Source organism: Bacillus sp. 22-7, from assembly GCF_010628845.1.
GTDB lineage: Bacteria > Bacillota > Bacilli > Bacillales > Cytobacillaceae > Cytobacillus > Cytobacillus firmus_B.
In genome coordinates, this window is sequence record NZ_NJQY01000013.1 from 55,381 (window position 1) to 81,908 (window position 26,528).

The window sequence follows — 26,528 nt, forward strand, 5'->3', positions numbered from 1 at the left end:
GTGATCGTATTGGCTGAATTTATTTGGCACACAGATGCACTTATCCTGCTGGCTGCTATTCTTTTTATTATTGGTGTTATGACAACTAAATTTTCTGCACGGCTTGGCGTACCCGCTCTTGTTCTGTTTATCGCGGTCGGAATGGGATTGGGGCAATTCATTTATTTTGATAATGCGAGAATTGCGCAGATGATTGGGGTTTTGGCCTTTATCATTATTTTGTTTGAAGGTGGACTGCAGACGAACTGGAAAACAGCCCGGACGGTCATTGTACCCTCCTTATCATTGGCAACCTTAGGTGTTGTGATTACTACTGGACTTGTTGCTGTGGCTGCAAAGTTTATTCTCGGTGTAGATTGGCCTGTCGCGGTGCTATTTGGTGCGATTGTCGGTTCAACTGATGCAGCTGCCGTTTTTGCTGTATTAAAAGGGCAAAATATAAAGCCCAGGATTTCCGCCACACTTGAAGCCGAGTCCGGCTCCAATGATCCCATGGCAGTGTTCCTGACAGTTGCCATGATTGAGCTGATCATGACTCCCGGCTCGGGCATTTTCTCTCTTGTTGGTTCCTTCTTTATCCAAATGGGAGTAGGAGCAATAGCGGGTCTCTTGTTTGGCAAGTTCGCAATATGGTCATTGAATAAAATTAACTTGGATTCAAGCGGGCTTTATCCTGTGTTTGCAACTGGTTTTGCCATGCTGACATATGGAATAACAGCTTATCTGGGAGGCAGCGGCCTTCTTGCTGTATATGTGGCAGGTATTATGATTGGGAACGCAGACATTGCTTATCGCCACTCTGTTTTCCGTTTTACGGAAGGCTTTGCCTGGATGATGCAAATTGCGATGTTCGTTATTTTAGGACTTCTGGTCTTTCCGAATGAACTTTTCCAATCTGACATTTTGCTAAAAGGCCTGGCTCTTTCAGCACTTCTCATATTTGTTGCCAGACCTGCTGCTGTTTTTCTAACCACCATTAAAATGGGCTTTTCGATGAAAGAATTGATCTTCTTATCTTGGGCAGGATTAAAAGGTGCTGTGCCAATTGTGCTGGCCACTTTTCCGCTGCTATCCGGCGTGGAAGGCAGTCACGAGATTTTCAATGTTGTCTTTTTCGTTGTCCTGACCAGCGCTCTTATTCAGGGATCAACAATTACATTGTTAGCTGAAAAGCTTGGTCTGACTGGGCCTGAAAAGGTTACTCCCATGCATTCCCTGGAATTGGTCTCCCTTGGGAAAGCAGATGCTGAAATGATTGAATTTGAAATTGAAGAAGATGCATTCATTATCGGTCAAAATCTGATGGAGATTCCATTTCCTGAAGGCGCACTCGTCAATGCAATTATTCGTAAAGATGAGTTAATTACTCCAACAGGCAACACCCAAATTGAGCAGGGAGATTTTCTTTACATTCTTACTAAGAGGAAATATAAAAGAGAGCTAAAGCTGCTGCTGAAAAAGAAAAAACCAGCTGAAACTCTGGTAAAAGCAGAGGCGTAGTCAAATAGGGAACCAGTGTGGAGAGGATCTGCACTGGATTTTTGCATTTTTTGCGGATAAAGAAGTTAAATCGCGGGTAAAATCAAAATTTCGCTGTTATCTTCAATTTTTCGCGGAAAAATTTTTTGTGCAGCTGCGAAATGTCTAAACTATTAGACATCCTGACATCTGAAATGCTACCATAAGATCAGTTTCGGCCCAAAAGGTGGCAGGATCAAAAATAAAATAAAGGAAATACGAAAAAAGCTGGGAATAACTCAGAAAAGGCTTGCTCAAGAATGCAGTGTGGCCAGGCAGACAATTAACTGCATAGAAATAATAAATACAATCCCACATTGGAGCTTGCTTTTTAAAATATCTAAAAACACTAAATGTAAAGGTAGATGAATTGTTTATTTATGAGTAAATTTAATGCTGATACAATCATTACGATGAAGGATATTGTACGTGAGGGTGATCCAGTCCTGCGTGAAGTAACAAAAGAAGTCACAGTGCCTTTGACTGAAGAAGATCGCGGAACGCTGATTGCGATGATGCAGTATTTGAAAAACAGCCAGGACCCTGCTGTTGCAAAGAAATATGGTTTGCGTCCGGGCATTGGGCTATCCGCCAACCAAATTGGCCTGAACAAGCGCATGTTTACTGCTTATTTTACCAATGAAAAAGGTGAGCCACAGGAGCATTATTTAATTAACCCGAAAATTATCAGCCACTCTGTCGGTGTTATTTTTCTTCCAGAGGGTGAAGGCTGCCTGTCTGTAGACCGTGACGTAAAAGGGTATGTGCCCCGTTATGAGCGCATTAAGGTAAAAGTACATAATCTTGATGGCGAGGAAGTGACACACCGGTTTAAGGGGATTCCGTCAATCATAATGCAGCATGAAATCGACCACCTGAACGGAATAATGTTTTATGATCGAATTGATAAAAACGACCCGTTTAAAATTCCGGATAACTCAGTTATGGAGAACTTTTAGTAGCATAGGCCATGGGTTTATGCTTTTTGTTTTATTTTATGGAAACAAAAAGCGGTAAATATTTAATAACCACTTATAACAAAAGGAGGATTAGGTAAATGAATGATACTACTGCTGAAACGAATATCAGGCTTAATGAAAAGCTGGAGGATCTGACTGTGCACTCCCAAATTAACAGCAAGACAGAAACAGAGGATGCAAATCTAAAATTGCAAGAAGCTATGAATAATTGTAATGAGAAACAAAACATGGCTCCAACCTATCTGTATAACAACACGCCAGCGATTAAAATTTCAGGTGATGACGAATAGAAACCGGCTTCGATAAGGAAGCCGGTTTTCTCTTAATCCAAATCAGTCTTATCCTTTTGATCTTTATTCCTCTTATTGCCTTTGCTGTTATCACCGCTGATCGGGGATTGATTCCCTCTTGGTGAATTTTGATTATTGCTGCCTTTATTGAACTTCTTTGTCATGATGATTCTCCTTTCTTTGATTGCTACCTTATTTTTTCTAAATCACTCCTTTTTTATCCGGAGCGGCTTTCATCTTTCCTTTTTAAAAGGCATATACATTTAAAAGGATTATGATGGGGGGATCTTTAATGAATGAAATAGGATTGACGCCATGGGAGGAGCATGCCTTTTGGCTGGAGATTCTTGAAGACCATGCGATTTTTGTCAGGGACTATCTTTCTCCAACAGAAAGCAAGTATGTAAAAAGAGCGGATGAATACAGACAAGCCTTCCGTAACCTTAGAAATAGGCTTAATCAGTTATCTCCGTCTATACAGGCATCCTCTCAGGAGGCAATTGCCTTGGCTCTGGAGATATGGCCAATTGCAAACGGCTATTTTCAATTTGAGGGAAAGCTTCAGAATCTGAGAATCAATAATTTAATCAATCTAAATCTTTCGCCAACTTATTTTAACGGCACATTAAGTGAAAATCAGGAATATTTGCGTCTGCTGTCCTATTATGCAAAAGGACTCACACCGCCACAGCAATCCCTTTTTGAATTGCTGGATTTGTGGCTGGAGGATCAGCTGGGACACATCGTTCTTCTGAGAAATTCAATCGATCCAATTGAGGTATTTGTAGATGAACAGGCAGAAATTTATACCCGGATTTTTCAGGGTTTTATGGTGCAGAACCGACATATGAAAGGATATCTCCGGTTTACGCAGCCAGGGTTTCCGCGCCAGCAGGAAATGGCCCGGGATGTAGGGCTGGCTGTGATTGAAATGAATGAATACATTAAGGGAATAGTCCAGAAATACTCCGGCAAAAGGATTCTCAATAAAACAACCCTGAGATTTCTCGAACATCATTTCCCTGAAGCCTGCTATTTAATTAAAAAGCTCAGCTTCTATGCTCCTGAACTGGCGGAAGAGGCTTCTAAATGCTCATTGAAAAAACCATCTTATTCTTAGTTTCCTAAAGCCTTCTATTAGAAAGAGGGTTTTTTTCTTTGGCCTCCTATAAACTAAGCACTTTAGGAAAAGATAAAATAAAATCATTTCTTAAACAGGAGGCAAACAGATGAAAAAGACTTTTTTTTGTGCTGTTCTAATCTGTTTCGTTTTAATCATTTCAGGGTGCGGAACGAATAAAGCAAACCCGGACAATCAGGATGAGACTGCATCAGAAGAGGAGGGGCAGGATTTATGGGCAAAAGTGCAGGATGAGGGAAAGCTGTTAATAGGAACAGAAGGCACTTATCCGCCATTCACGTTCCATGACGATAAAGGTGAACTTACCGGTTTTGATGTGGAAATCTCAAAGGAAGTGGCCAAAAGGCTTGGTGTGAAGCCGGAATTTCTGGAAACACAATGGGATGCCATGTTCGCCGGATTGGATTCAAAACGATTTGATATGATCGCAAACCAGGTGGGGATTCGCCCTGATCGCCAGGAGAAATACGATTTTTCGGATCCTTATATTTCTTCTGCAGCTGTTTTGATTAAACATGAATCCAATGATTCAGTTTCAAGTTTTGAAGACATAAAGGGTTTGAAAGCCGCACAGTCCATGACAAGCAATTATGCTGATCTGGCAAAGTCTTATGGAGCAGAAATTGTAGGAGTAGACGGATTTAACCAGGCGATTGAGCTGATTAATTCAAAGCGTGCAGATGTTACACTCAACGATAATTTGTCTTTTTTGGATTTTAAAAAACATAAGCCTGACGCTCCAGTCAAAATCGCAGATGAATCCGAAGATGCATCCCAAAGTGGACTAATGTTCAGAAAGGGAAGCGATACATTGGTTGATGAAGTCAATAAAGCATTGACCGAAATGATAGAGGATGGCACTTATTTGAAAATTTCAGAAAAATGGTTTGGCGAAGATGTACTTAAGTAGTATTTTTGCCAACCCGGAAAGGATCGAAAGACTTATAGAGATTGGCAAGAATTCATTCCAGCCATTGCTGGAGGGTGCCATTATTTATACCATCCCATTAACTCTGATTTCATTTATATGCGGGCTGGCATTGGCAATATTTACGGCACTTGCCCGTATTTCAGGAAATAAGGCACTGGAGACAATAGCCAGAATTTATGTATCAGCCATAAGGGGCACGCCGCTTCTTGTGCAGCTGTTCATCATTTTTTACGGGCTTCCGACGGTTGGTGTCATTATAGATCCTTTCCCTTCAGCGATCATAGGATTTTCGCTGAATGCAGGGGCGTATGCCTCTGAAATTATCCGGGCTGCCATCCTTTCGATCCCAAAAGGACAATGGGAAGCGGGATATTCCATAGGCATGTCTTATTCGCAGACGCTTAAGAGGATTATCCTTCCGCAGGCTTCCAGAGTATCGATACCGCCGTTATCCAACTCATTCATCAGTCTTGTAAAAGATACATCTCTGGCTTCCATGATTCTGGTTACAGAGATGTTCCGAAGAGCACAGGAAATAGCCGCAACTAATTATGAATTTTTGCTTCTATATACGCAGGCTGCCTTCATATATTGGGTGATTTGCTTTATGCTCTCAATCGTGCAGGGAAGGCTTGAACGCCGTCTGGACCGATATATTTCTTCATGAAAAGAGGCAAGGCTATTAATGATTAATATTAAGGATTTGCATAAGCAATTTGATCAGCTGAAAGTACTGAAAGGAATTAATTTGGAAGTGAAGAAAGGAAAAGTGGTTGTAGTGATTGGGCCATCCGGCTCCGGAAAAACGACCTTGCTTAGGTGCTTAAATTTACTGGAGCAGCCAACTTCAGGCCTGCTTGCTATTGGCGATCAAGTCCTCGACTTTTCTAAGCAGGTCTTGAAAAGGCAAATACCACCTTTCAGGCGCCTTACGGGAATGGTTTTTCAGAACTATAACTTATTTCCGCATATGACTGCACTCGAAAATGTCATGGAGGGGCCGGTTACAGTGAAAGGCGAATCAAAAGAAATGGCAAAGGAAAAGGGGGAAATGCTTTTAAGAAAAGTTGGTTTAGCGGATAAAACTGCCTATTATCCTTTTCAGCTTTCAGGAGGCCAGCAGCAGCGGGTAGGAATTGCACGGGCTCTTGCAATGGAGCCAAAGGTTATGCTATTTGATGAGCCTACTTCGGCACTGGACCCTGAACTAGTTGGGGAAGTGCTGAAGGTAATGAAGGATCTGGCCGCTGAAGGAATGACAATGGTGGTCGTTACTCATGAGATGAGATTTGCCAGGGAAGCAGCAGATGAAGTCATTTTCATGGACGGCGGTATTGTTGTGGAACGCGGCAGACCTGAACTGATATTCTCCAGTCCAAAAGAAGTGCGCACTAGCCAGTTCTTGAATTTAATTCAATAAACAGGCCTCTGCAGAAAGGCAGGGGTCAATTTTATAAAAAAAATGCTTCCTTAACAGGAAGCGGAAAAAAAGGGGGATTTACACTTGTAGGATTAGTATGTCCGGGCAGAGAAGTTCTTATTCATAATTTCTAAAAATAATTAATTGATTTAAACATATTCAAGGGTGCCCTTTTGCCGCGGGGTTTATTCCATGGTATTCGTGCTATACTGAAAATAGAATCCGGTGGGAGAGGTGTTAAAATGAAGGAAAATATTTTAATTTGTGTAAGCAATCCCAATCATGCGGAAAGACTGGCCCAGAGAGGAAAAAAACTGAAGGAAGCTTTTCAGGGGGCGGGCTATATTCTCTCAGTAGAAAACCGGAAACAGGAAGAGTTTAATTTTAACGAGCTTCAGACAAAATACTTGTTCGAAAGCTTAGCAGAGCAATACGGGCTGAAGATGCTCTCCAAGTATGCCGGGGGCAAAAAAACAGCCAAGGTGATTGCTGATGTGGTTCAGGAGTATAAAATTACCCAGATTATTCTTGGACAGGCAGTTCAAACCAAGCTGGAGCGGATGGTAAAGCCTTCCCTGGTCAATGAATTATTCCAGCTGCTTGATGGGGTGGATATTCATGTCGCAGAAGTTTCCAGAAAGATCCATGATCCTTCTGATGTTACGGATAAAGGGGTGCCGGCCCAGATTGTTAAAAAAGGCACCGATTATCATCTAATCATTGGAGAAAGTCACGAGAATGGTATAAAGGGCATCTTCTTTAAAGAATTATCCTCCGACTTCTCAAATGGTTTTTTTGTTATAGAAAGGGAAAATAACCATGAAGTGCTGCGAATTCACCATGGTGTTGTCGATAGTAATATATTAGAAGATAAATAAAAAAGAGCCGGCCCGCCAGCCGGCTTTTGACATATTTAAATTAAGTCGTTAACATAATAAACTTTTCCGCTCTCAAGCTCCTTATGCAGCAGACCGGTCAATGCGCTTGCCACAGTTTCCGTATCTCTTAGCATTCCTTTCTCCTTATATTCCTGGAATTTCTCCAGATCATGGAATGCTTCCTTCGCTGAAGAACGAATGGTTCCCTGCATATCTGTGTCCATGACACCTGGACTAAAGGCAATAATCTTATGGCTGCTTCCTGCTGTCTGCAATTCCAATGCAGCAGTTTCCGTGAACATATTTATTCCGGCCTTAGTGCTGCAGTAAGCACTCCACCCCTGTATAGGTCTTTCCGCAGCGCCTGAAGTTATATTAACAATGACCATTTCACTTGAAACTTCACGCAGCAGGATGTTCGAAATCATTATAGGAGCAATCAGATTAACGTTAGCATTTTGTATTAATGCCGCATGATTGAGATTCCCGGCTGTACCGATTGGATCTATGACCCCTGCGTTGTTAAATACATATACGGTCTCAGGCTGTTTTTCCTTCAATAATGCTGTCAGTTCGCTGAAAACAGATTCAAGCTCATCCGGTGAGGACAGGTTGCAGAAATATTGGGCATAGAATACTTGTTTTTCTGCAGAAAGTTTCGCCAATTCCGGGTTTTCGGTCCTTGATACAGATATGATTCCTGTCCCTTCAGTGATCATTCTCCTGGCAATGGAAGCTCCTAACCCTTTTGATGCGCCTGTTATAATAGCCAATTTCACTTTCATCACTCCTATTTTCTGCTTCATTATCTACTATTAAAGCAGAAAACAATTATTTTTTCCTGTATCGGCCATTGTGTTCCCGTCTGAATGCCTTCATTTCATCCTCTATTAAATTGATAATGGAGAGGGTGATTCCTGAAAAAAGGCAGGCAACCGTAATCGTGCTTATGCCAAAAAGAAGGTAAAGAAAACAGGTGCTGAAAAAAGTAAACAGGAGACAATAATGGCAAGCGCTAATCTTTCGCATTGACCGGTTCTGCCTTCCAGTAATAATCGCTGAACACATCCGCAAATGCGTTAATGGAATTATTCAGTTCATCCAGATTATTTTCCACACCTCCGAATTCCAGCAGAAGGGCCCGTTCGGAAAGATCCTGGTTATATATGCCGTTGCCTTCACTTTTTCCTTTCACAATGACCCCCCTGCTAATTCCCTTATATTTTGCTTCCAGTGCCTGGTGGAGCTCTGTAGCCACTTTTAAGTTCTGTTCATAGTTTTTGTGCTCCTTGCCGACGACAAAAAACAGTCGGGCGTATGACTCCTGGCCAATTAATGCGGTTGTTTTCCCGCGGGGCAGCGAATCCCTGTGGATATCAATCAGGAATTTAACATCTTTATTCTCTGTCATGGCAGTCTGGACAGTTTCTCTGGACATCGCATAGGAATTTTCCCAGTTCCAGCCCTTCTTTTTCAGTTCTGCGGCTATGTTGGTTTTATCATGCTCAGCACCTATGCCTTTTCTCGCCAATTCTTCACTAAGCTTTTTCCCGACAGCAATAACATTCACCTGTTCATTGGGGCTGACGGCCTCATCTGTATTCTTTACATCTTTTAATAATGGAGCAAACGATTCCCAGCTGTGGGAATGGTAAATGAAAACCCCTTTTTTGTCCGGAATTACCGGGGGAGCAGCATTTTCCTCACTTTGGCCGTTATTCATAGCCAATTCTTTTTCTTTTAAAAGAACTTCAAGTGGAGGGGCGGATTCCACTGGCAGGTTGGTGAAATCGGTACCCTCTCCGGCAACGGCAATACCGGTATCAAAAATCGAAAAACCAGGGAGCTCCCGGCCAAGGAACGTCCTAATATCCTGCGGCTGTGTATTGGTTGCAAGCTTAAAGAGGGTTCCGGACAGGGAGTAGCTTTCGGCAGGAGCTTCCTTATAAAAATAATGATTTTCAGCTTTTAAAAAGTGAATGAAGAGCTGGTCTGCTTTAATATCCTTCAGCAGCACATTCATATGTGACGAAGAAAAGGCAGCCGGATAAAGCGTAACAGCCCCGGCAAGCGCCACGACTGCACAAATACTGAAAAGCCAGCTGTTTATATAAAAGAAAAGAGAATGGAAACTTAGTTTAGAATTCATATCAATCCCTCCACTCTTTAAATATATGACGGATAAGTTGAATTAGAAGATAAGGGACGAAAGGGAAATCGGGCTGTTGGACGAAATTATTATAAGAGCCTATTAAAAGGAGATGTCTGAAATGGTCCAGCAAGTATTAATGGAAAAAGACGAACATAAAAAAATGGCCATCAGTTTATTCAACAAAGTATGGGACTTAATGGAGAATCCTGATAGAACGGAAGATGAAAACCTGGAAATGATACATATGGTGCATACATCCCGCTATCATTGGGGAATTGCAGGACAGCCTGTTAACCTTTCAAGGGGAGAGTGGCAGATATCCAGGGTATATGCAGTCTTAAACCGGGCTGAGCCTGCTCTTTTTCATGCTAAAAGAAATCTGGAAATTTGTCTTTCTAACAAAATTGGGGACTTTGATTTGGCATTCGCCTATGAAGCTTTGGCCCGCGCCTATCAAATAGCCGGCGATGAAGAAAATGTTCAGAAGTATAAAAAGCTTGCTTACGAGTCTGCGGAAGACATCGCAAAGAAAGAGGACAAAAAAGTGGTCCTGAATGATCTTGCATCTATATAGTATAAAATACATAATAAAAAGCAATCCTTTGTACTAAATCTCAAAAGGCCTGAAAGGGCCTTTTACTTTTTGAAAAGATTTCATTGTTTTATCACAAATAGCTTTTATAGTTATCTTATCAAAGAACAATATAGATAAAGAGAGGGACATTAAAATTGAAAAAGATATTATTCAGCATAATGGCGGGCTTACTGGTTCTTGGCGGATGCAGCCAATCTGAAGAAGAAAAGCCAGCAAAAAAAGACGAAGTGCCGCAAATCATTGAAGCTGTCATCGAGGTGCCTGAAACGATTAATCCTGGCGAGGAGGCAGCCCTTGCTGTCACTGTTAAACAAGGCGGTGAGGCTGTAACAGATGCAGATGAGGTGAAATTTGAAGTCTGGCAGGAAGGACAAAAAGAAAACGGTGAAATGATAGAGGCAAAGCACGGATCAGAGGGTAAATATACTGCTGATCATGCTTTTACTGAGGAAGGCCTTTACTATGTTCAGTCCCATGTAACGGCAAGAAGCCAGCATACTATGCCAATGGTTTCGATACAAGTTGGTGAAGCAAAAGCGGAGGACTCAGGAACGGGGCATGATCAGGAAAATGAGGGCCATGAAGAAGGCCACTCTCACAGCCATGGCGGTGAGGTATCCATTGAGCTGCAGGCCCCTGACCAAATCCAATCAAACGAACAAACACAATTATCTGTCCTGGTTGATAATGAAGGGGAACCGCTGGGGGATGCTAAAGTAAAGCTTGAAATCTCGCTGAATGGTGAAACACCTCAATGGGTGAACATGTCTGAAGCAGAACCGGGCAATTACACAGCCGGCCATCAGTTTACAAATGCAGGCACATACATCATCACGACACATGTGGAAAAAGGCGACGACATTCACGAGCACACAGAAACTGAATTAACGGTGCATTAAATACTTTTCAGCGGGGAGGATTAATTACCCCGCTGATTCTTTTAGTTTACCAGATAAAGTTTTGGCGGGAAATTCGGACACAAAACCCCCGAAAAGTCTGGTGAAAGTCCGAAGTCGGTGCAACTTCCGACACAAACCACAGGATAAAGTCAGTTTGAGTCGGAAGTCAGAGCAACTTCATACACAAGCGGCAGGAAGCAGTCAGTTTGAGTCCGAACACGGTGCAACTTCAGACACAAACCCCCGGAAAAATCCGATGAATGTCCGAACTCCCTCCCCGCCCCCCCATGAGCCTTCTGACTAGAGCACCCATGAAACTGGCACAGATACCCTACTCCCAGTTTCATGATAATATAGAAGGAGAGATTACAGAAAAGCAGGTGTCAGAGAGATGTCAGATACACATTTGCATTTTAATACGGGGATTGGGGTCCAAAAGCCTAATAGCATTCGGAATAAGGATATCAGCTGCCCTTTTTGTGCAAGGGAGGAGCTGACCGAAATCATTGCCGTAGAGGATTCAATTATTTTGCTGAAAAATAAGTATCCTGTTCTGGAAAACTCCTATCAGACGGTGCTGATTGAAACGGATCAATGTGATGGTGAGCTGTCTGTTTACCCTGAGGAGCATTTGGTCAGGTTAATTTCATTTGGTTTAAAACATTGGCTGCTTATGGAAGAAAGCGGGGAATATGAATCTGTATTATTTTTCAAAAACCACGGGCCATTATCCGGGGGAAGTATCGCCCATCCGCATATGCAGATTGTGGGATTGAAAAACATTGATTACAAGGAAAAAATCCAGGTGCAGGATTTTGAAGGGCTCCTTATTCATGAGGAAAGCGGCACGGTGTTCACTTTATCGACTTCCCCGAGAATCGGCTTTTATGAATTTAATGTGAAGCTTGCCGATCAGGATGATATTCCGTACTTTGCGAAATGTATCCAGACTGCCGCGCATTATATTCTGAATGCCTTCCCTTTTCCAAGCAATAGTTATAACTTGTTTTTCTACAAGCTGGGCAGGGAGATTTACGCGAAAATTGTTCCGCGCTATATTACAACGCCTATTTTCATCGGATACAGCATCCCCCAGGTGCCTAATAATCTCGAGTGGATGAGAGATGATATAAAAGTGAGATATTTCAGCGGGGAGTTTAAAACCGGGTCTTAATACCTTTTGCATACGAATAGTGTATCTAAGACTGTGCTGAATATGGCTGTAAATAACCATTCTCAGTAATCGTAAAAATTTGAAATAATAACCATTCGCTTTTAGAAGTTGTGATTTATCTCTATAAAAAATATAATGAAATATTGTAGCGAGGAATATTGTGAGGTACATATGCTATTCCTTGCACTGTGCTCCGTTATGCCTTAAAAGGTAAATGGTTTTGTTTTTTAAAGGAGAAGAATAATCATGACCTCAAATCGATATACACCTCCTAAGCTGGATTGGGGCTTAGTATTAATATTGATGCTGCTATTCCTGGTAAGTGCCATATCTATTTACAGCGCACAGACTACAGGACAATATACAGAAAACTTCCTTTTGAAGCAGGTTGTCTGGTATGCCGTTGGAACAGGAATCATCGCTGCCGTAATCACACTGGATTCCGATCAGCTGAAGAAGATTTCCTGGTATGTGTATGGCCTGGGCATTATACTGCTTGGATTCCTGGTTGTGGCGCCAGCAAGCATAGCTCCTGTCATTAATGGGGCAAAAGCATGGTACAAGGTTCCTGGGATGGGATCCCTTCAGCCAGCTGAGCTTGTTAAAGTGTTCATTATTCTGGTATTGGCGAAAACGATCGATGAGCATCATCAAAAAAATCAATTCAAAACCATACAGACTGATTTATGGCTGCTGATTAAATTGGTTGGATTAACAATGGTGCCCCTGCTGCTGGTTATGCAGCAGCCCGATTTAGGGACAAGCCTTGTATTTCTGGCAATCATGCTTGGCATGATCTTCATTTCAGGAATCAGCTGGAAGCTGCTGGCCCCTATATTTGGAACAGGAGCGGCCCTTGCAGGCACCATTTTATATTTTGTTTTATGGCATCCGGATATCCTTGAGAAGTATTTGGGAGTAAAGGAATATCAGTTTGCGCGCATCTATTCCTGGATTGACCCCTATAATTACCAAAGTTCAACCGGGTTTCAGCTGACACGTTCTCTCCTTGCCATTGGGTCCGGTGAAACAAGCGGGAAAGGATATGGAACGAGGGAGGTCTACCTGCCTGAAAGCCATACTGACTTTATTTTCAGTATTGTAGGGGAAGAATTTGGCTTTGTAGGGGCAAGCATTGTGGTCAGCCTTTTCTTTCTGCTGATTTACCATATTACCAAGATTGGCATGGAAACCAAGAACAATTTCTATACCTATATTTGTGTAGGTGTTATCAGCATGGTTACATTCCATGTCTTTCAGAATATCGGAATGACCATCGGCCTTTTGCCTATCACAGGCATTCCGCTTCCTTTCATCAGCTATGGAGGAAGCTCGCTGATGGGGAATATGCTGGCCATGGGACTGATATTCTCCATTCGCTACCATTATAAAAAATATATGTTCTCAACTAGTGATTAAATAGAAAGAGCGGGCTTATTAAAGCCCGCTCTTACTCAATAATGCCGGTTTCTTCAATTATTACATTGCATTTAACATCAAATCCCAGTGTTTTATAATCATCCTCCCACTTTTTATAATCAAAATTCCGGTGCTGTGTTTTCTTAATTTGACCCAGCCCAACTGGATCAATCCCAAGCTCCTGAAATTTTTTCAATAGTCTGAGACATTCCTTTTCAATCTTACTCTCCAGCTTCTTTTCAACGTCACCAACCACCTCTGACGCTAGCTTATTGCCGGTATACTCACGGATAATGCCTTCTATATTAATGTGAATGGAAGCGTGATTATCAGTAATCTTAATTTTATGTTTGGATTTTATACTTTTTACAGCAGCAGTATCGTCTTTTTTTAATTTAACGTCGAAATTTCCTTCACTATACTTGTCAACCAGCAGCTTAAAAAAGAACAAATCCTTTACAGGCAGGATTTCTACCTCCTTATCCTGATCGAAAAGGCTAACTCCAATGATCTCCACCTTATCATCCGCAATCTTTTTGAGGCGGGGAAGAAAAGTATCTTTCCCTTTTTCGTAATAATTACGGGATAAAATGTGGAGGTTGGTTTTCGGTATATCCCGGTGCTCAATATTATGCTGTATCAAGTTATAAATGTAAGTTGAATTTCCCCTTGTTCCATACTCTCCCTTCATCACATCTTCCGCTTTATCCTCCGAGGTCGCAACAAATACCCGTGCTCCTATACTTGCGTCTCTTTGAAAAGAATCTATCAGATCATAGATCCCCTTTTTGGAAATCTCAGGTCCGAAGACGGCCACCTTTAACCCGCCTGTCACTACGGGCTCCGATGATTGCCGGGTCACATCTAATAAAAGATCTTGCCGGAGCTTTCCGTTCCCTGAAAAGGTCCGGTTAATCACACTTTTATCAGGCTGGAATTCCTGAAATAATACTGTCCCTCTGTATTTGTCTTTTGAATCCTCTGCTAAATCGTAGCCAACCCCTACTTCAATGTTAATATCATCCAGTATTTCTTTGTCCACACAGCCGGAAAGCAGCATCAAAAGACCGATAAGCAGCAGTTTTTTCATTTCTTTTTCCCCTTTTTTAGCTTTTTGGCTATCATGACAGCAGCGAAAAGCAAAGGAATATAAATAAAGTTAAAAATAAATCCCATTTTACCAACATAGTCATTAAGCATATTAATTTTTTCCCTTGTATCCAAAAAAGTAATAATGGATTGCACTGCGGCAACAACAAAAAACACGCCCACTTTATGGCGAATATTAAAGACCCTTTTAACGAGCCGGGAAGCGATCCATACGGATATGCATATATTAGGAAGAATGATTAAGTTCCAGTTGGCGATTCCAATATATTCAAAACGTTCAACAAAGGGCATCTCCACTATTTTCCACATTGTTAAACTGGCCCAAATTTGTTTAGACAGCTGTTCTTCGGAAAAATAGGCAAAGGTAATGATGGCTAAAATCGTATATATAAGAGTAGTAGTCATTACGGCCAAATGAGCCCATTTCTGGGATTTCCTTGGTTCTTTAATAAAAGGATAGAAAAAAATAATGCTTTCAAACCCAATAAAAGTAAGGGACATATGATAAGAAGCTGTAAGCATCTCTTTTATGGAATGATCCCAAATGGGCAGCAGATTGTAAAAGTTGGCGAATTTAATCGCCCAGCCAAATGTAAGGAGAAGGTAGGCCGGCAAAACAAGCCCAAAGAATGCAATACCCACGACAGTCCTAAATCCCCCAAAAATAATGTATACACAAAGCGCCAAAAAGCCGAAGGAGAACCAGAAGGTATTGATTTCCGGAAACATCCAAACCTGAATGACTTCTATAAATGTCCTTAAAACTGTTAAGGAAAACAGGATAAAATAGCCAATGAAAATGGCGCTGAGTGCTTTGCCAATAAAGTTTCCTGCGACGTATTTATGTGCAGTTACAATATCACCGCCAGCAGTCTCGCAGATTTTATAGATTAACCAAATAATTACGTGAATGCATCCGCCGGCAAATAAAATGGATATCCAGGCATCATATCCTGCATCCATTGCAATAATCCTCTGATAACCTAACACGCCAATTCCGATTTGTATGGACATGACCATATAAAATACTAAAAAGGGGGATATTTGTAATCTCTCTGGTATAGGCTGTTCCTTCATCTGGTTCACCTCCATATGATAATCTCAAAAGGCTCTGAGCAGATACCTGCTTCATTATTCATCAATATCTTTTTTCTTTTTTGCTTTTTTCTTGTTAAAACGGATAGGATTTTTAGTTCTTAAAAAAATCGGCCTTTTGGATTGTGCTTCAAATGGAAGCCGGATAAGGGCATCCTTCATATCCACCACCCGAGGGGGGTAGAGCGGTTCAAGGAATGGCCTTCCAAGTGAAGTCAGCCTGGTTAAATGAGTCAACAGTACACAGAAGCAAAATACAATTCCGAGCAGGCCCCATAACTCTGCGAAAAACAGAAAAGGAAAGCGAAGCAAACGAATCGTATTGCCCATCCTGTATACAGGTGTTGTAAAGGAAGCGAGAGCTGCAAGGGCTACAATAATTAGCAGGACGTTACTCGTCAGGCCTGCTTCTACTGATGCAGTTCCTATTACAATTCCTCCCACGATACCGATTGTCTGGCCGACCTTCGTCGGAAGACGTGCTCCAGCCTCGCGAAGCAATTCAATTGTAAGCTCTAAAAACAGCGCTTCAAGAATAGGAGGAAGCGGAATCTCCCGCCTTGATGTGATTAAGGTACTCATCAAATCCTTTGGTATCAATTCATAATGATATGAAAGAGTTGCTACATAAATAGGTGTAATCAGAATAGAAAACGCAACCGCAAACAAGCGGATAAGCCGGAAAAACGAAGATAAAATATAATTTAAAAAATAATCTTCAAAAGAGCTGAAAAACTCAACGAGGGTGGTTGGCGTTATTAATACATGGGGTGATCCGTCAACCACAATAGCGATTTTTCCCTCTGCCAAAATCCCCGCCACCCTGTCAGGCCTCTCTGTATCAAGCAGCTGCGGGAAAGGGGAATTGGAGTTATCGCTAATCAGCTGGACAATATAAGAACTGTCTGTGATGGCATCAAACTGTACGTTCTTAAGTCTCTGCCTGACAGTGTCTACATTATCTTCATTCGTGATATTTTCCATATAAAGAATTGCGACTGAAGTCTTTGACAGGCTTCCCAGTGTGAATTCTTCAATGATCAGTTCTTTTACAGGCAGACGTTTCCGGATTAAATTTAAATTTTGGCCCATCGATTCTACAAAGGCTTCCTTAGGCCCGATAACAGAAAACTCAACCTCAGGCTGGCTTAGACCTCTGACTATTTCTTTTTGCGCAGCTATAAAGCCGAAATGTTTGAGCTCTGTCTCAATTGTCAGCATGACGTAGCCATTCATCAGCTTTTGTTCAATCAATGAAGGGTCGCCGCAAATCTGCACATCAGCCACAGGGACGAGCTGTTTAATGTCCTCAATTTCCCGGAATTCGTCTTCGAGCAGATTAGGGAGAATACCATCCTGAATTATATTTTCATCGATTAATGTAGCCATGAAAGTAAGTCCAAAACGCACATTCGTTTTTTGGTTATAATAAAAGATTTTTTTAAAGTCTTTGGATTTAATGAAGGATTGCTCCCATTCCTTATGCTCTATATCCTCTTTAATCCGTTTATTCTTCAACCATTTTCTCATAGGTAAATCACCATCATTTTCGGCATTACGCTTATTGTTGCCGGTTTTGGAAAACTTATGAATGGAGGGCAATAAAAAAAGGATGTCTAATAAATAATTTAAGGAGATAATGACGGCAAATAAAAAAGGAACCCGGGTCGGGTTCCTTTTTTATTAAGCTCCGGTGCCTGGCCACTCGAGTCTGTTAGGCAGGCGCCGAATTTAATATATATTTGAGCTCTCATAAAAGAGGGGGTATTATGGGAGCGCAATCACAAGTTTTGCATTACTTCACAAGGTATTTCTCAATGTCATCCAATAGCAGGTTAGCAGCAATAACGCCTCCGGCAGTATTCCAGATGGTGTCGCTTACTTCATGTACATTGCCTTCCTGAGCTACTTTAAGGTTTTTGAATAATGGATCTTCAATCCATTCTTTAGCAAGTTTATTTGCTTCGCCATCCCCTGTTTCATATGTGAAGTAGAATAATACATCTCCATCCATGGCAGGAATGCGCTCTTTCGTAGCATTCTTTTCAGCGAAGTCATCAACATTCTGGCTTTCCGGACGCGCAAGTCCAATTTGGTCAAGAATGACGCCTGAGAAGGAGTCTTTATGGTAGATGCGGACATCCCCAGCCATGAAGCGGACAATGGAAACTTCCTGGTCTAATTTATCACCAAGGCCCGTTTTAATTTCTTCGATGCGGCTGTCATAATCAGCAAGGACTTTTTTGCCTTCTTCTTCTTTATTGATTGCTTTTGCGTAAAGCTCGAAATTTTCCTTCCAGTCTCCGCGCAATGTTTCAGCAAAGACAGTAGGAGCAATGTCATTTAATTGATCATAGATTTTTTCCTGGCGCATCTTGTTGCCGATAATAAGGTCCGGCTGCAGCGCTGCGATTGCTTCTACATTTACTTCACTTTCTGTACCAACAACCTGAACATCTTTCATATCATCAGCGATATGGTCATACCACGGATCGCCAGTCCAGGACTGAACGGCACCAACTGGAGTAACCCCCATGGAAAGTAATGCTTCAGTACCTTCGTTTGTCAAAATGACTACTTTTTCAGGTGCTTTATCAAGCTTAGTTGTCCCCATTGCATGCTCAATTGTATAGCTAGTATCTTCTGTTTTAGTTCCTTCTTTTTCCTTATCGGCTTTCTCATCCTGTTCGCTGCTATTCCCGCAGGCTGTCAGGAACAAGATTGTGAAAACTGAAAGAATGGCAAGTAAAGACTTGAATTTCATTATGTACTCCTCCATTTTGTGTTGTTAATGATAATCATTTTCATTTGACACTTTTATACTAATGTGAACGCTTTACGTTGTCAATAGGTAAATGAAAATCATTTTCATTTAATTTTTTAAATGACCAATGAAAATGATTTTCAAACTCATTGACAGCTAATCCTCTGTACAATAGACTGAAAATATAACTAAACATTATTAAATAGACGCAAGAAGGGTCTCGCTATGCTATTAAAAACAAATTCTCTAAGATGGGCTGGGCTAATTGCAGCTGCTCTCCTATTATTAGTATTAATGTCTTTCAGTATTGTATACGGATATACCGACACAACCTGGAAGATGGCAATTGATGCATTTACAAACTTCGATGGAACGAATGAACATATAATCATTCAATCTGTCCGTCTGCCGAGAGCTCTGATTGCAGCGGCGGTAGGGGCAAGCTTAGCGATTGCGGGTGTCCTGCTCCAGTCATTAACAAAGAATCCTCTCGCTGCTCCTGAGATCTTCGGGATTAACGCAGGTGCCGGATTTGCGGTTGTCATTACAGTAACGCTATTTTCCATCAGTAATCTGCAGGTCTTTACATGGGTATCATTTCTGGGAGCAGCTGTTTCATTTATATTTGTATATATTATCGGCTCCATCGGCAGGGAAGGGCTGACGCCTATGAAATTAACCCTTGCCGGTGCGGCGATGAGTGCCATGTTTGCTTCGATGACACAAGGCTTTCTCGTCATTAATGAGACTGCCCTTGAGCAGGTGCTGTTTTGGCTGGCGGGGTCTGTATCCGGAAGGAAGCTTGAGACCCTCGCAGCTGTATTCCCATATTTACTGGCCGGCTGGATCTTTTCACTCATCATTGCTGGAAAATTGAATGTCCTGTCAATGGGTGAGGACGTTGCAAAAGGGCTTGGCCTGAAAACAGGATTGCTTAAATTGGGTGCAGGCATTGTTATCGTTCTTCTGTCAGGAGGAGCGGTAGCTGTCGCAGGTCCCATTGGTTTCCTCGGAATTGTCATTCCACATTTGACCCGGGCTGTCGTTGGCATTGATCACCGCTGGGTTATTCCTTATGCGGGTCTTCTCGGCGGAATGCTCCTTCTGATTGCAGACATAGCATCCAGGTACATCATCATGCCGCAGGAAGTACCTGTCGGCGTCATGACCGCCGTCATTGGAACTCCTTTCTTTGTGTATATTGCCAGAAGGGGGTTCAATAAATAATGAAAAAATATTATAACCTGCGCCTTTTTGGCGATAAGATATCTTTTTTAGTAAACCGGAAAGCACTTATCACATTTTTATTATTGGCAGCAGCGGCTGCTGGAGTCTTCGTGATCAGCACCGGTACAGGTGAAATGAAGATCAGCCCGCTAAAGGTAGTACAGGTATTCTTTGGCGGGGGCTCGGATATGGATAGACTGATCATTCAGTCATTCAGACTTCCAAGAATCATCGTTGCCTTAATGGTGGGAATGGCGCTTGCTGCTGCGGGGGGAATCCTGCAGGGTATTATAAGAAATCCGCTTGCATCTCCTGATATTATCGGGATTACAGGGGGAGCATCTGTAGCAGTTGTAGGTTTTCTTGCTTTCTTTAGTGATAAAAATAATGCATTAACTGTAAGTATTAATTGGATGCCTCTTGCAGCTTTTGCGGGTGCTGCTATTTTGGCTTTCCTTGTTTATTTTCTAGCCTACAAGGATGGAGTGTCGCCAATACGCCTTGTTTTAATTGGGATTGGGCTTGCAAGCTTAATGAAGGCACTCACCACCTTGATGATGGTCTTTGGGCCAATTTATCAGGCCAGCCAGGCGAATATCTGGATAACCGGGACAGTTTACGGTTCGAATTGGGATAATGTAGCAATTTTGGTCCCGTGGACACTCGTGTTTCTAGTACTTGCGTTTATTCTGGCGCGCAATGTTAATATCCAGGAACTTGGCGATGATATTGCCATGGGTGTAGGCAGCACTGTACAGAAATACCGTTTTCTGCTGCTGATGGTCAGCACGGCATTAATTGGCGGAGCTGTCGCATTCGGCGGAGGGATAGGCTTTGTCGGCTTAATGGCTCCTCATATGGCACGAAGGATGGTAGGCTCTGCTTTTGGCGCTTTGCTTCCGGCTTCTGCTCTGATTGGCGGAATCCTGGTCATGGCAGCCGATCTGATAGGCAGGACTTTGTTCTCGCCGCTTGAAATTCCGGCGGGGGTGTTTACAGCCAGCATCGGCGCACCTTACTTTATTTACCTGCTTTTCAAGACAAGAAACGCATAAGCTGGAAAAGCTTGAAACTCGTATGATACAGGCAACTGGAGAGCCTATAGATATAAATATTAGGAAAAGGAGAGGGCAGAGATGACAGCAGGGCAAGCAATCGCTACAAAAGACTTAACCTTGTCATATGGAGACACCATTATTATTAATGAACTGGACCTGGAAATACCTAAAGGGGAAATCACGGTATTTATTGGTGGAAATGGCTGCGGGAAATCGACATTGCTAAGGTCTATTGCCAGGCTGCTAAAGCCGAAATCTGGTGCTGTATTATTGGAAGGTGAGGCTGTAGCCAAACTTTCCACGAAAGATGTTGCCAGAAAGATGGCGATTCTGCCTCAATCTCCTTCAGCTCCGGAAGGGCTCACAGTTCTTCAGCTTGTCAAACAGGGAAGATACCCTTATCAAACATGGCTGAAGCAATGGTCTACTGAAGACGAATTAAAAGTCAGAAATGCTTTGAAGGCAACAGGAATGGAAGAATTGAAAGACCGGACAGTGGATTCGCTATCAGGGGGGCAGCGTCAAAGGGCCTGGATTGCCATGACTCTGGCACAGGATACAGATACCATTCTGCTGGATGAGCCAACAACCTATTTGGATATGACACATCAAATTGAAATACTTGATTTATTATTCGAGCTGAATGAAAAGGAAAAGCGTACCATCGTCATGGTGCTTCATGATTTGAATTTGGCCTGCCGCTATGCTCATAATATTGTTGCGATAAAAAATCAAAAGGTTTTTGCTCAGGGCAAGCCGGAACATGTCATTAATTGCGGATTGGTTAAAAACGTGTTTGGCATGGAATGCGAAGTAACGATTGACCCATTATTCGGCACACCGCTATGCATCCCATATGGAAAAGGGCGATGTATTTTAAAGGGGCAAGGACTTCAGGGATGATTAAATTAACAGGCGAACAGGAAGAAGCTCTCGGGCAATTCAGACTTGCCCGGAAAGGGAAGAGCTCTCCTTTAACCATTAAAGCGGAAAATTTGCTGGACCCAACTCAAACGGGTGCATATCTGGAAGCAGTGAAAAACCAGTTAGGAGCACCTGATAACAAAACGGCGGCTTCAATTTTAATAAAAAGGTATGCCTTTCTGCCTGTCATTTACTTATACTGCATGACGTCCTGGAATGTGAAATTGGATATCAGGCATGAAAATATTACAATTGTCAGTCAGGAAAGAGATGGGCTGTGGCTTCCGGGTTTTCATTTTGTCCGCCTTCAGGGTCAAGGGGCTGGAATGGATAGGGATCAATGGAGAGAGGATGCGGTAAGGACTCTATTTAAGGGCCATATCTTTCCGCTGATCAATAGAATAGCTAGCGAAGGAAAAGTCTCTAGACTAATTCTTTGGGAGAATATAGCGATTTATCTGTTCTGGCTTTACGAAAAGATTTTACCCTTGGAAATGCATTCGGAAAGGGCGGCTGAAGATTATAGGTTTATCCTGGAGGAAGCTCCGGGCAATTTATTCGGCTGTGAAAATACGAATCCCTTAAAGAAATTTGACAGCAGGAAAATATTGAGTGAAAACACCGGGGAAATGGTGCGGCCCAGAAAAACATGCTGCTACTCTTACTTGACCAGCAGCGGTAAACGATGCGGGACTTGTCCACACTCCTGCAGCAGTAAAAGGAGGATTCCTGATGAATGATCAATTGAAGGAACAGCTGGATGGCCTGCTTGAAAAATATACCGAACTCCTAATCGGCGAGGCCTCTCCGGAGTTAAAAGAAAAGGTTGAAGCATGGGCACTGTACTCTTTTATTGCGAAATCCATGCCGCCTTTAGCCAAGCACTGGAATGATACATATCCTGATGCAAAAGAAGAAATGAAAACTCTCATATCTGAAATTAAAACACTGAATGAAGAAATGAGAAGCAAAAAAAAGTAAAGACATTTTGTATTTAAAAAAACCGCTGCCATCAAAAGCAGCGGTTTTTTTAAGCATATTGCAAATTCGATAATTGTCTAGCCCCACAAGGAACACTTCGACAGCAACATCATCGCACGACTAAAAGCGTTAGCTTTTAGGAGGAGCGCCTACCCCCTCGAGGTCATAAGCCGTTTCCTTGCAGAAGGAAGAACGCCTTCTTCCAGGAACCGTCTTATGCCTGAGGCCCGCAGGACAAGGAAGGCTTCGTCAGCAACCATCGCACGACCAAAAGCGAAAGCTTTTGGGAGGATGCGGGTCATGCAGACGTTGCCAAGGAAAGCTACGGCAGCGATACATCGCACGACCGAAAGCTTTTGGGAGGACGTGGCGTTCTTAGTCTGCGTTCCTTCGGGGAGAAGGCGCTTCCGCTTTTCTTATTGCATCTGGCCATTGCCATAAGGCAATTGATTCGTATAGCCCTGGAACTGCTGATAAGATTGCTGGAGTTTTTGCTGGTCTGCGGCTTCAACCTTATACCAGCCTTTTTTGAACATTAGGTTATAGAATTCTCTTTGCTGGTTTTGTGTTTCATTAAATGCCGCAAGAATATCCTGATACAGGCTCTGGTGGCTTGCCTCATTTAAGGCAACCGAATAGGCATCTGTCATATACTTTTCAGTAGTCAGAATATCATTTGTAAAGTCCCGCTCATTCATTTGCGGTGTTTTATTCACCTGTGTTTCGGGATTTTGAATCGTATTTGGATTCTGGTTCTGGTTCATTTTCAAGACTCCTTCCTATTGCATTCCCATAAAGTTTTGCTGACTTTGCTGGTTTAAATGAACAAGCAGCTGCTCATAGTGACGCTGATGCATTTGGCCGCATTGCTCGAAATGTGTTTTTAGCTCCTGGTCCTGGCATTGCTGCGCGTAAAAATGCGCTTTTTTACAGGCAAGAAGATTCCAGGAAAGCATGTCTGTTAAGTAAAGGGAATCTTTAGTGGAAATGACAGCAGGAGGCTGCTGCATAATACCCTGCTGATTCTGCATGTTCATATTTTGCTGCATAATTTGTTCCTCCAATTCTAATAGCGTTATTCGAACATATCTTGCCTCTGAAAAATATTTGCTATTCTGCTGAAGATGATTTACCTATATGGATAATGCAAACTTTAAGGCAGCCTGACTCTAAAACGGATCATCGCTTATATTGATTATTTTGGCTGTTTCTCTTTTTAGGACCTTCCCTTTCAACAGTCGGGCCCGCATCTCCCTGGACACTTGCAGCGCTGACTCCTGCCTTAGAAGGATCTTTTTTCATTTTTCCCATTTCTTTCACCTCCGCTCACGAACTAAGAATGTTTCCTTTTTAGAGTGTCCAAAACACTTATCACAAATTGCACAAAAAAATTACAGCTGGACACTATTAAATTTCAAAACATTTTTAAATTTCCGCTTAAAATCGTTGCGTAAATTTTGCAAATATTTTATAGTTATAATTAACAGAACTCATTCAGAAGAGATGCATATTTTTTTTGAAAATAAAATGAATGAGTATTCATTCAAAAAAGCAAAAGGGGGAAATAAAGTTGATCCAACAAATAAAAAAGGCGGCAGTATTAGGCTCCGGAGTCATGGGATCGGGGATCGCAGCCCATTTGGCCAATATCGGAATTCCAACACTTTTACTGGATATAGCGCCTCGCGAATTAACGGATGCCGAAAAGGCAAAAGGGCTTACTCTTGAAAATAAAGAAGTCCGCAATAGAATCAGTGAAGGAAACCGCCAAAAGCTGTTAAAACAAAAGCCTGCTCCATTAACTTCTAAAAAAAATATAGCTTTGATTGAGGCAGGAAACTTTGAAGATGATATGGAGCGTCTGAAAGATGTAGATTGGATTATTGAAGTTGTTGTGGAAAACCTCAGCATAAAAAAGCAGGTATTTGAAAAAGTAGACCAGCACCGCAAGCCAGGGAGCATTGTCAGCTCCAATACGTCAGGGATATCTGTTGAAGCAATGTCAGAAGGGCGCTCGGAAGATTTTCAAAAACACTTCCTGGGAACGCACTTCTTTAATCCTCCCCGCTACTTAAAGCTTCTTGAAGTCATACCTACTAAAAACACTTCTTCTGAAGTGCTGTCATTTATGAAGCAATTCGGCGAAGATGTACTGGGAAAAGGAGTAGTTGAAGCAAAAGATACACCGAACTTTATCGCCAACCGGATCGGCACGTATGGCCTGCTGGTTACAGTGCAGGAGATGCTCAAGGGCGGATACAGTGTCGGCGAAGTGGATTCCATAACAGGTCCTCTGATTGGCCGGCCGAAAAGTGCTACCTTCAGAACACTTGATGTAGTAGGGCTTGATACATTTATACACGTGGCAAACAATGTTTATGACCAGGTGGGCGGTAAAGAAAAGGAAGTTTTTGAAGTTCCGGGCTTCATGAAAGTGATGCAGGAAAAAGGCTGGCTCGGAAGCAAAACAGGGCAAGGGTTTTTCCTGAAAAAGGGCAAAGAGATTCTGGAGCTGAATCCGGAAACTTTGGAATATGGCCCGCGCCAAAAGCTTAAGACAGCTTCGACTGAACTGGCCAAACAGGAAAAAGGCACTGCAGGAAAATTGAAAGCGCTTGTATATTCAGATGATCGCTCTGGCCAATTATTGTGGAACATTCTCAGCCCGGCCCTTCTCTATTCAGCACAGCTTCACGAAGAAATAGCTGATGATGTGACAGCGATAGACCGGGCGATGAAATGGGGCTTTGGCTGGGAACTTGGCCCGTTTGAAACCTGGGATGCTATTGGAGTAGAGAAATCGGTTCGAAAAATGGAGGAAGCAGGCGAAGAAGTGCCGGCATGGGTAAAAGAGATGCTGGAAAAAGGCATTAATTCCTTCTACAAAGAAGAAGAAGGACAGAAATATTTTTATCATAATGGCGAGTACAGATTAATCGAGGAAAACCCTAAAGTAATTAATTTAAAACAGCTTAAGAAGCAAAAAGGTGTTATTAAAAAGAATACCGGTGCAAGCATTGTTGATATAGGCGATGGGGTTGCATTGCTGGAGTTCCATTCGCAAAGCAATGCCATTGGATTGGATATTATCCAGATGATCAACTTTGCGGTAGATGAAGTGGAGAAGAACTACAAAGGGCTTGTAATCGGGAATCAAGGCAAGAACTTCTGCGTAGGTGCCAATCTTGGAATGATTCTAATGGAAGCGCAGGATGACAATATTTATGAACTGGATATGGTAGTCCGCCACTTCCAGAATGCCATGATGAAAATTAAGTACAGCGCGAAGCCGGTTGTTGCCGCTCCATTTGGCATGACACTTGGCGGGGGGGCTGAGGTATGTCTGCCTGCTGCACATATCCAGGCATCAAGCGAAACATATATGGGGCTAGTTGAAGTGGGTGTCGGCCTGATCCCGGGAGGAAGCGGAAACAAGGAGCTTTATTTGAAGCATCTTGAAAATATGCCAAATGGTGTTGAATTTGACCTTCAAAAGGTTGCGAATAAAGTGTTTGAATCGATTGCAATGGCAAAGGTTTCAACATCTGGCGAGGAAGCAAGAGACAATAACTTCCTGAACCTGGCAGATGGCATCAGTGTAAATGGGGATCATCTCCTTTATGATGCAAAGCAGGCTGTCCTTGCGCTGCATGAGAAAGGCTATAAGCCCCCTGTCCGCAAAAAAGTGCCTGTTGTCGGTGAAACAGGTTATGCAACCCTTCTGCTTGGAGCACAGGCAATGCTTTACTCCGGCTATATCTCAGAGCATGATTTGAAAATTGCCAAAAAGCTTGCCTATGTAATTGCAGGCGGAAAAGTGCCATACGGAACAGAGGTTGATGAGCAATACTTGCTTGACTTGGAGCGCGAAGCATTCCTTAGTCTTGTTGCGGAACCAAAATCACAGCAGCGCATGCAGCACATGCTTTTAAAAGGGAAACCATTGCGCAATTAAGTGATAGAGTGGGACAT

General features: G+C 42.4%; 29 protein-coding genes. 19 read left to right on the top strand and 10 right to left on the bottom strand.

Translation table 11 applies throughout. The features are described from left to right. Positions 1–9 precede the first annotated feature (9 nt). From CE058_RS10880 to CE058_RS10895, 4 genes are all read left to right on the top strand, one after another. Positions 10–1,500: a potassium/proton antiporter gene (locus tag CE058_RS10880; protein WP_048008434.1), complete on the top strand. Its 1,491-nt coding sequence runs from the start codon at positions 10–12 to the stop codon at positions 1,498–1,500. 252 nt (positions 1,501–1,752) lie between these two features. After that, positions 1,753–1,887: a hypothetical protein gene (locus CE058_RS10885; RefSeq protein ID WP_412059445.1), complete on the top strand. Its 135-nt coding sequence runs from the start codon at positions 1,753–1,755 to the stop codon at positions 1,885–1,887. 11 nt (positions 1,888–1,898) lie between these two features. Further along, positions 1,899–2,477, top strand: coding sequence for a peptide deformylase (gene def / locus CE058_RS10890; RefSeq protein ID WP_163142514.1), 579 nt, complete (start codon positions 1,899–1,901; stop codon positions 2,475–2,477). A gap of 98 nt (positions 2,478–2,575) precedes the next feature. Then, positions 2,576–2,788, top strand: coding sequence for a hypothetical protein (locus tag CE058_RS10895; RefSeq protein WP_163142517.1), 213 nt, complete (start codon positions 2,576–2,578; stop codon positions 2,786–2,788). A 32-nt stretch (positions 2,789–2,820) separates the two neighbouring features. On the opposite strand, the gene CE058_RS25085 is transcribed toward CE058_RS10895, so the two are convergent. After that, positions 2,821–2,952 (bottom strand): hypothetical protein, encoded by a 132-nt coding sequence (locus CE058_RS25085; RefSeq protein ID WP_258751946.1) that lies wholly within the window; start codon positions 2,950–2,952, stop codon positions 2,821–2,823. A 128-nt stretch (positions 2,953–3,080) separates the two neighbouring features. Here CE058_RS25085 and CE058_RS10900 point away from each other — a divergent pair, with 128 nt between their 5' ends. The 5 genes from CE058_RS10900 to CE058_RS10920 all read left to right on the top strand — a co-directional run bounded on the left by CE058_RS10900 (position 3,081) and on the right by CE058_RS10920 (position 7,158). Beyond that, positions 3,081–3,908, top strand: a complete 828-nt coding sequence (locus CE058_RS10900; RefSeq protein WP_048008437.1) for a DUF2935 domain-containing protein — start codon at positions 3,081–3,083, stop codon at positions 3,906–3,908. 109 nt (positions 3,909–4,017) lie between these two features. Further along, complete coding sequence (locus CE058_RS10905; RefSeq protein ID WP_048008438.1) at positions 4,018–4,839, top strand: amino acid ABC transporter substrate-binding protein; 822 nt, start codon at positions 4,018–4,020, stop codon at positions 4,837–4,839. Then, a complete protein-coding gene (locus CE058_RS10910) occupies positions 4,826–5,527 on the top strand; it encodes an amino acid ABC transporter permease (RefSeq protein ID WP_048008439.1) in 702 nt (233 codons plus the stop codon). The genes CE058_RS10905 and CE058_RS10910 overlap by 14 nt, the downstream gene beginning before the upstream one ends. An 18-nt stretch (positions 5,528–5,545) precedes the next feature. Further along, complete coding sequence (locus CE058_RS10915; RefSeq protein WP_048008440.1) at positions 5,546–6,280, top strand: amino acid ABC transporter ATP-binding protein; 735 nt, start codon at positions 5,546–5,548, stop codon at positions 6,278–6,280. A 242-nt stretch (positions 6,281–6,522) separates the two neighbouring features. Beyond that, positions 6,523–7,158 carry an adenine nucleotide alpha hydrolase family protein gene (locus CE058_RS10920; protein WP_163142520.1) on the top strand — a complete coding sequence of 212 codons (636 nt, stop codon included), beginning with the start codon at positions 6,523–6,525 and terminating at the stop codon, positions 7,156–7,158. 35 nt (positions 7,159–7,193) lie between these two features. Here CE058_RS10920 and CE058_RS10925 read toward each other — a convergent pair whose 3' ends face one another. Both CE058_RS10925 and spoIIP read right to left on the bottom strand, forming a co-directional pair. After that, a complete protein-coding gene (locus CE058_RS10925) occupies positions 7,194–7,943 on the bottom strand; it encodes a (S)-benzoin forming benzil reductase (protein ID WP_286167966.1) in 750 nt (249 codons plus the stop codon). Positions 7,944–8,173: 230 nt separating this feature from the next. Further along, positions 8,174–9,307, bottom strand: coding sequence for a stage II sporulation protein P (gene spoIIP, locus CE058_RS10930; protein WP_048008443.1), 1,134 nt, complete (start codon positions 9,305–9,307; stop codon positions 8,174–8,176). A gap of 121 nt (positions 9,308–9,428) precedes the next feature. On the opposite strand from spoIIP, the gene CE058_RS10935 reads away from it, so the two are divergent. From CE058_RS10935 to rodA, 4 genes are all read left to right on the top strand, one after another. After that, positions 9,429–9,884, top strand: coding sequence for a hypothetical protein (locus CE058_RS10935; protein WP_286167965.1), 456 nt, complete (start codon positions 9,429–9,431; stop codon positions 9,882–9,884). A gap of 155 nt (positions 9,885–10,039) precedes the next feature. Beyond that, positions 10,040–10,804 carry a FixH family protein gene (locus tag CE058_RS10940; RefSeq protein ID WP_241746580.1) on the top strand — a complete coding sequence of 255 codons (765 nt, stop codon included), beginning with the start codon at positions 10,040–10,042 and terminating at the stop codon, positions 10,802–10,804. A 391-nt stretch (positions 10,805–11,195) separates the two neighbouring features. Next, entirely contained in the window at positions 11,196–11,978 is a 783-nt protein-coding gene (locus CE058_RS10945; protein ID WP_163142528.1) for a DUF4931 domain-containing protein, read from the top strand. Between the two features lie 246 nt (positions 11,979–12,224). Beyond that, positions 12,225–13,397 (top strand): rod shape-determining protein RodA, encoded by a 1,173-nt coding sequence (rodA, locus tag CE058_RS10950; RefSeq protein ID WP_048008447.1) that lies wholly within the window; start codon positions 12,225–12,227, stop codon positions 13,395–13,397. A gap of 31 nt (positions 13,398–13,428) precedes the next feature. On the opposite strand, the gene CE058_RS10955 is transcribed toward rodA, so the two are convergent. The 4 genes from CE058_RS10955 to CE058_RS10970 all read right to left on the bottom strand — a co-directional run bounded on the left by CE058_RS10955 (position 13,429) and on the right by CE058_RS10970 (position 18,366). Then, complete coding sequence (locus CE058_RS10955; RefSeq protein WP_163142531.1) at positions 13,429–14,487, bottom strand: Ger(x)C family spore germination protein; 1,059 nt, start codon at positions 14,485–14,487, stop codon at positions 13,429–13,431. After that, positions 14,484–15,584: a GerAB/ArcD/ProY family transporter gene (locus tag CE058_RS10960; protein ID WP_048008449.1), complete on the bottom strand. Its 1,101-nt coding sequence runs from the start codon at positions 15,582–15,584 to the stop codon at positions 14,484–14,486. The genes CE058_RS10955 and CE058_RS10960 overlap by 4 nt, the downstream gene beginning before the upstream one ends. Before the next feature lie 54 nt (positions 15,585–15,638). Beyond that, positions 15,639–17,132, bottom strand: coding sequence for a spore germination protein (locus tag CE058_RS10965; protein WP_048008450.1), 1,494 nt, complete (start codon positions 17,130–17,132; stop codon positions 15,639–15,641). Positions 17,133–17,397: 265 nt separating this feature from the next. After that, on the bottom strand, positions 17,398–18,366 hold the full coding sequence (locus tag CE058_RS10970) for an ABC transporter substrate-binding protein (RefSeq protein ID WP_163142534.1): 969 nt from the start codon (positions 18,364–18,366) through the stop codon (positions 17,398–17,400). A 225-nt stretch (positions 18,367–18,591) separates the two neighbouring features. On the opposite strand from CE058_RS10970, the gene CE058_RS10975 reads away from it, so the two are divergent. The 5 genes from CE058_RS10975 (at position 18,592) to CE058_RS10995 (ending at position 22,556) form a co-directional block, all read left to right on the top strand. Continuing rightward, positions 18,592–19,593: a FecCD family ABC transporter permease gene (locus CE058_RS10975; RefSeq protein ID WP_163142537.1), complete on the top strand. Its 1,002-nt coding sequence runs from the start codon at positions 18,592–18,594 to the stop codon at positions 19,591–19,593. Beyond that, on the top strand, positions 19,593–20,648 hold the full coding sequence (locus CE058_RS10980; RefSeq protein ID WP_163142540.1) for a FecCD family ABC transporter permease: 1,056 nt from the start codon (positions 19,593–19,595) through the stop codon (positions 20,646–20,648). The genes CE058_RS10975 and CE058_RS10980 overlap by 1 nt, the downstream gene beginning before the upstream one ends. 81 nt (positions 20,649–20,729) lie before the next feature. Continuing rightward, positions 20,730–21,554: an ABC transporter ATP-binding protein gene (locus CE058_RS10985; protein ID WP_163142543.1), complete on the top strand. Its 825-nt coding sequence runs from the start codon at positions 20,730–20,732 to the stop codon at positions 21,552–21,554. Beyond that, the gene (locus CE058_RS10990) at positions 21,551–22,315 is read left to right on the top strand and encodes an IucA/IucC family C-terminal-domain containing protein (RefSeq protein ID WP_227888670.1); all 765 of its coding nucleotides are present in this window, start codon (positions 21,551–21,553) and stop codon (positions 22,313–22,315) included. The genes CE058_RS10985 and CE058_RS10990 overlap by 4 nt, the downstream gene beginning before the upstream one ends. After that, a complete protein-coding gene (locus CE058_RS10995; protein WP_048008455.1) occupies positions 22,308–22,556 on the top strand; it encodes a YusU family protein in 249 nt (82 codons plus the stop codon). The genes CE058_RS10990 and CE058_RS10995 overlap by 8 nt, the downstream gene beginning before the upstream one ends. Before the next feature lie 416 nt (positions 22,557–22,972). Here CE058_RS10995 and CE058_RS11000 read toward each other — a convergent pair whose 3' ends face one another. The 3 genes from CE058_RS11000 to CE058_RS11010 form a co-directional block, all read right to left on the bottom strand. Then, positions 22,973–23,320 carry a spore coat protein gene (locus CE058_RS11000; protein ID WP_048008456.1) on the bottom strand — a complete coding sequence of 116 codons (348 nt, stop codon included), beginning with the start codon at positions 23,318–23,320 and terminating at the stop codon, positions 22,973–22,975. Between the two features lie 15 nt (positions 23,321–23,335). Continuing rightward, the gene (locus CE058_RS11005) at positions 23,336–23,605 is read right to left on the bottom strand and encodes a hypothetical protein (RefSeq protein WP_197087584.1); all 270 of its coding nucleotides are present in this window, start codon (positions 23,603–23,605) and stop codon (positions 23,336–23,338) included. A gap of 130 nt (positions 23,606–23,735) precedes the next feature. Next, the gene (locus CE058_RS11010) at positions 23,736–23,867 is read right to left on the bottom strand and encodes a YuzL family protein (RefSeq protein ID WP_076258846.1); all 132 of its coding nucleotides are present in this window, start codon (positions 23,865–23,867) and stop codon (positions 23,736–23,738) included. A 262-nt stretch (positions 23,868–24,129) separates the two neighbouring features. Between CE058_RS11010 and CE058_RS11015 the strand changes: the two genes are divergently transcribed. Next, the gene (locus CE058_RS11015; RefSeq protein WP_163142622.1) at positions 24,130–26,511 is read left to right on the top strand and encodes a 3-hydroxyacyl-CoA dehydrogenase/enoyl-CoA hydratase family protein; all 2,382 of its coding nucleotides are present in this window, start codon (positions 24,130–24,132) and stop codon (positions 26,509–26,511) included. Positions 26,512–26,528: the final 17 nt, after the last annotated feature.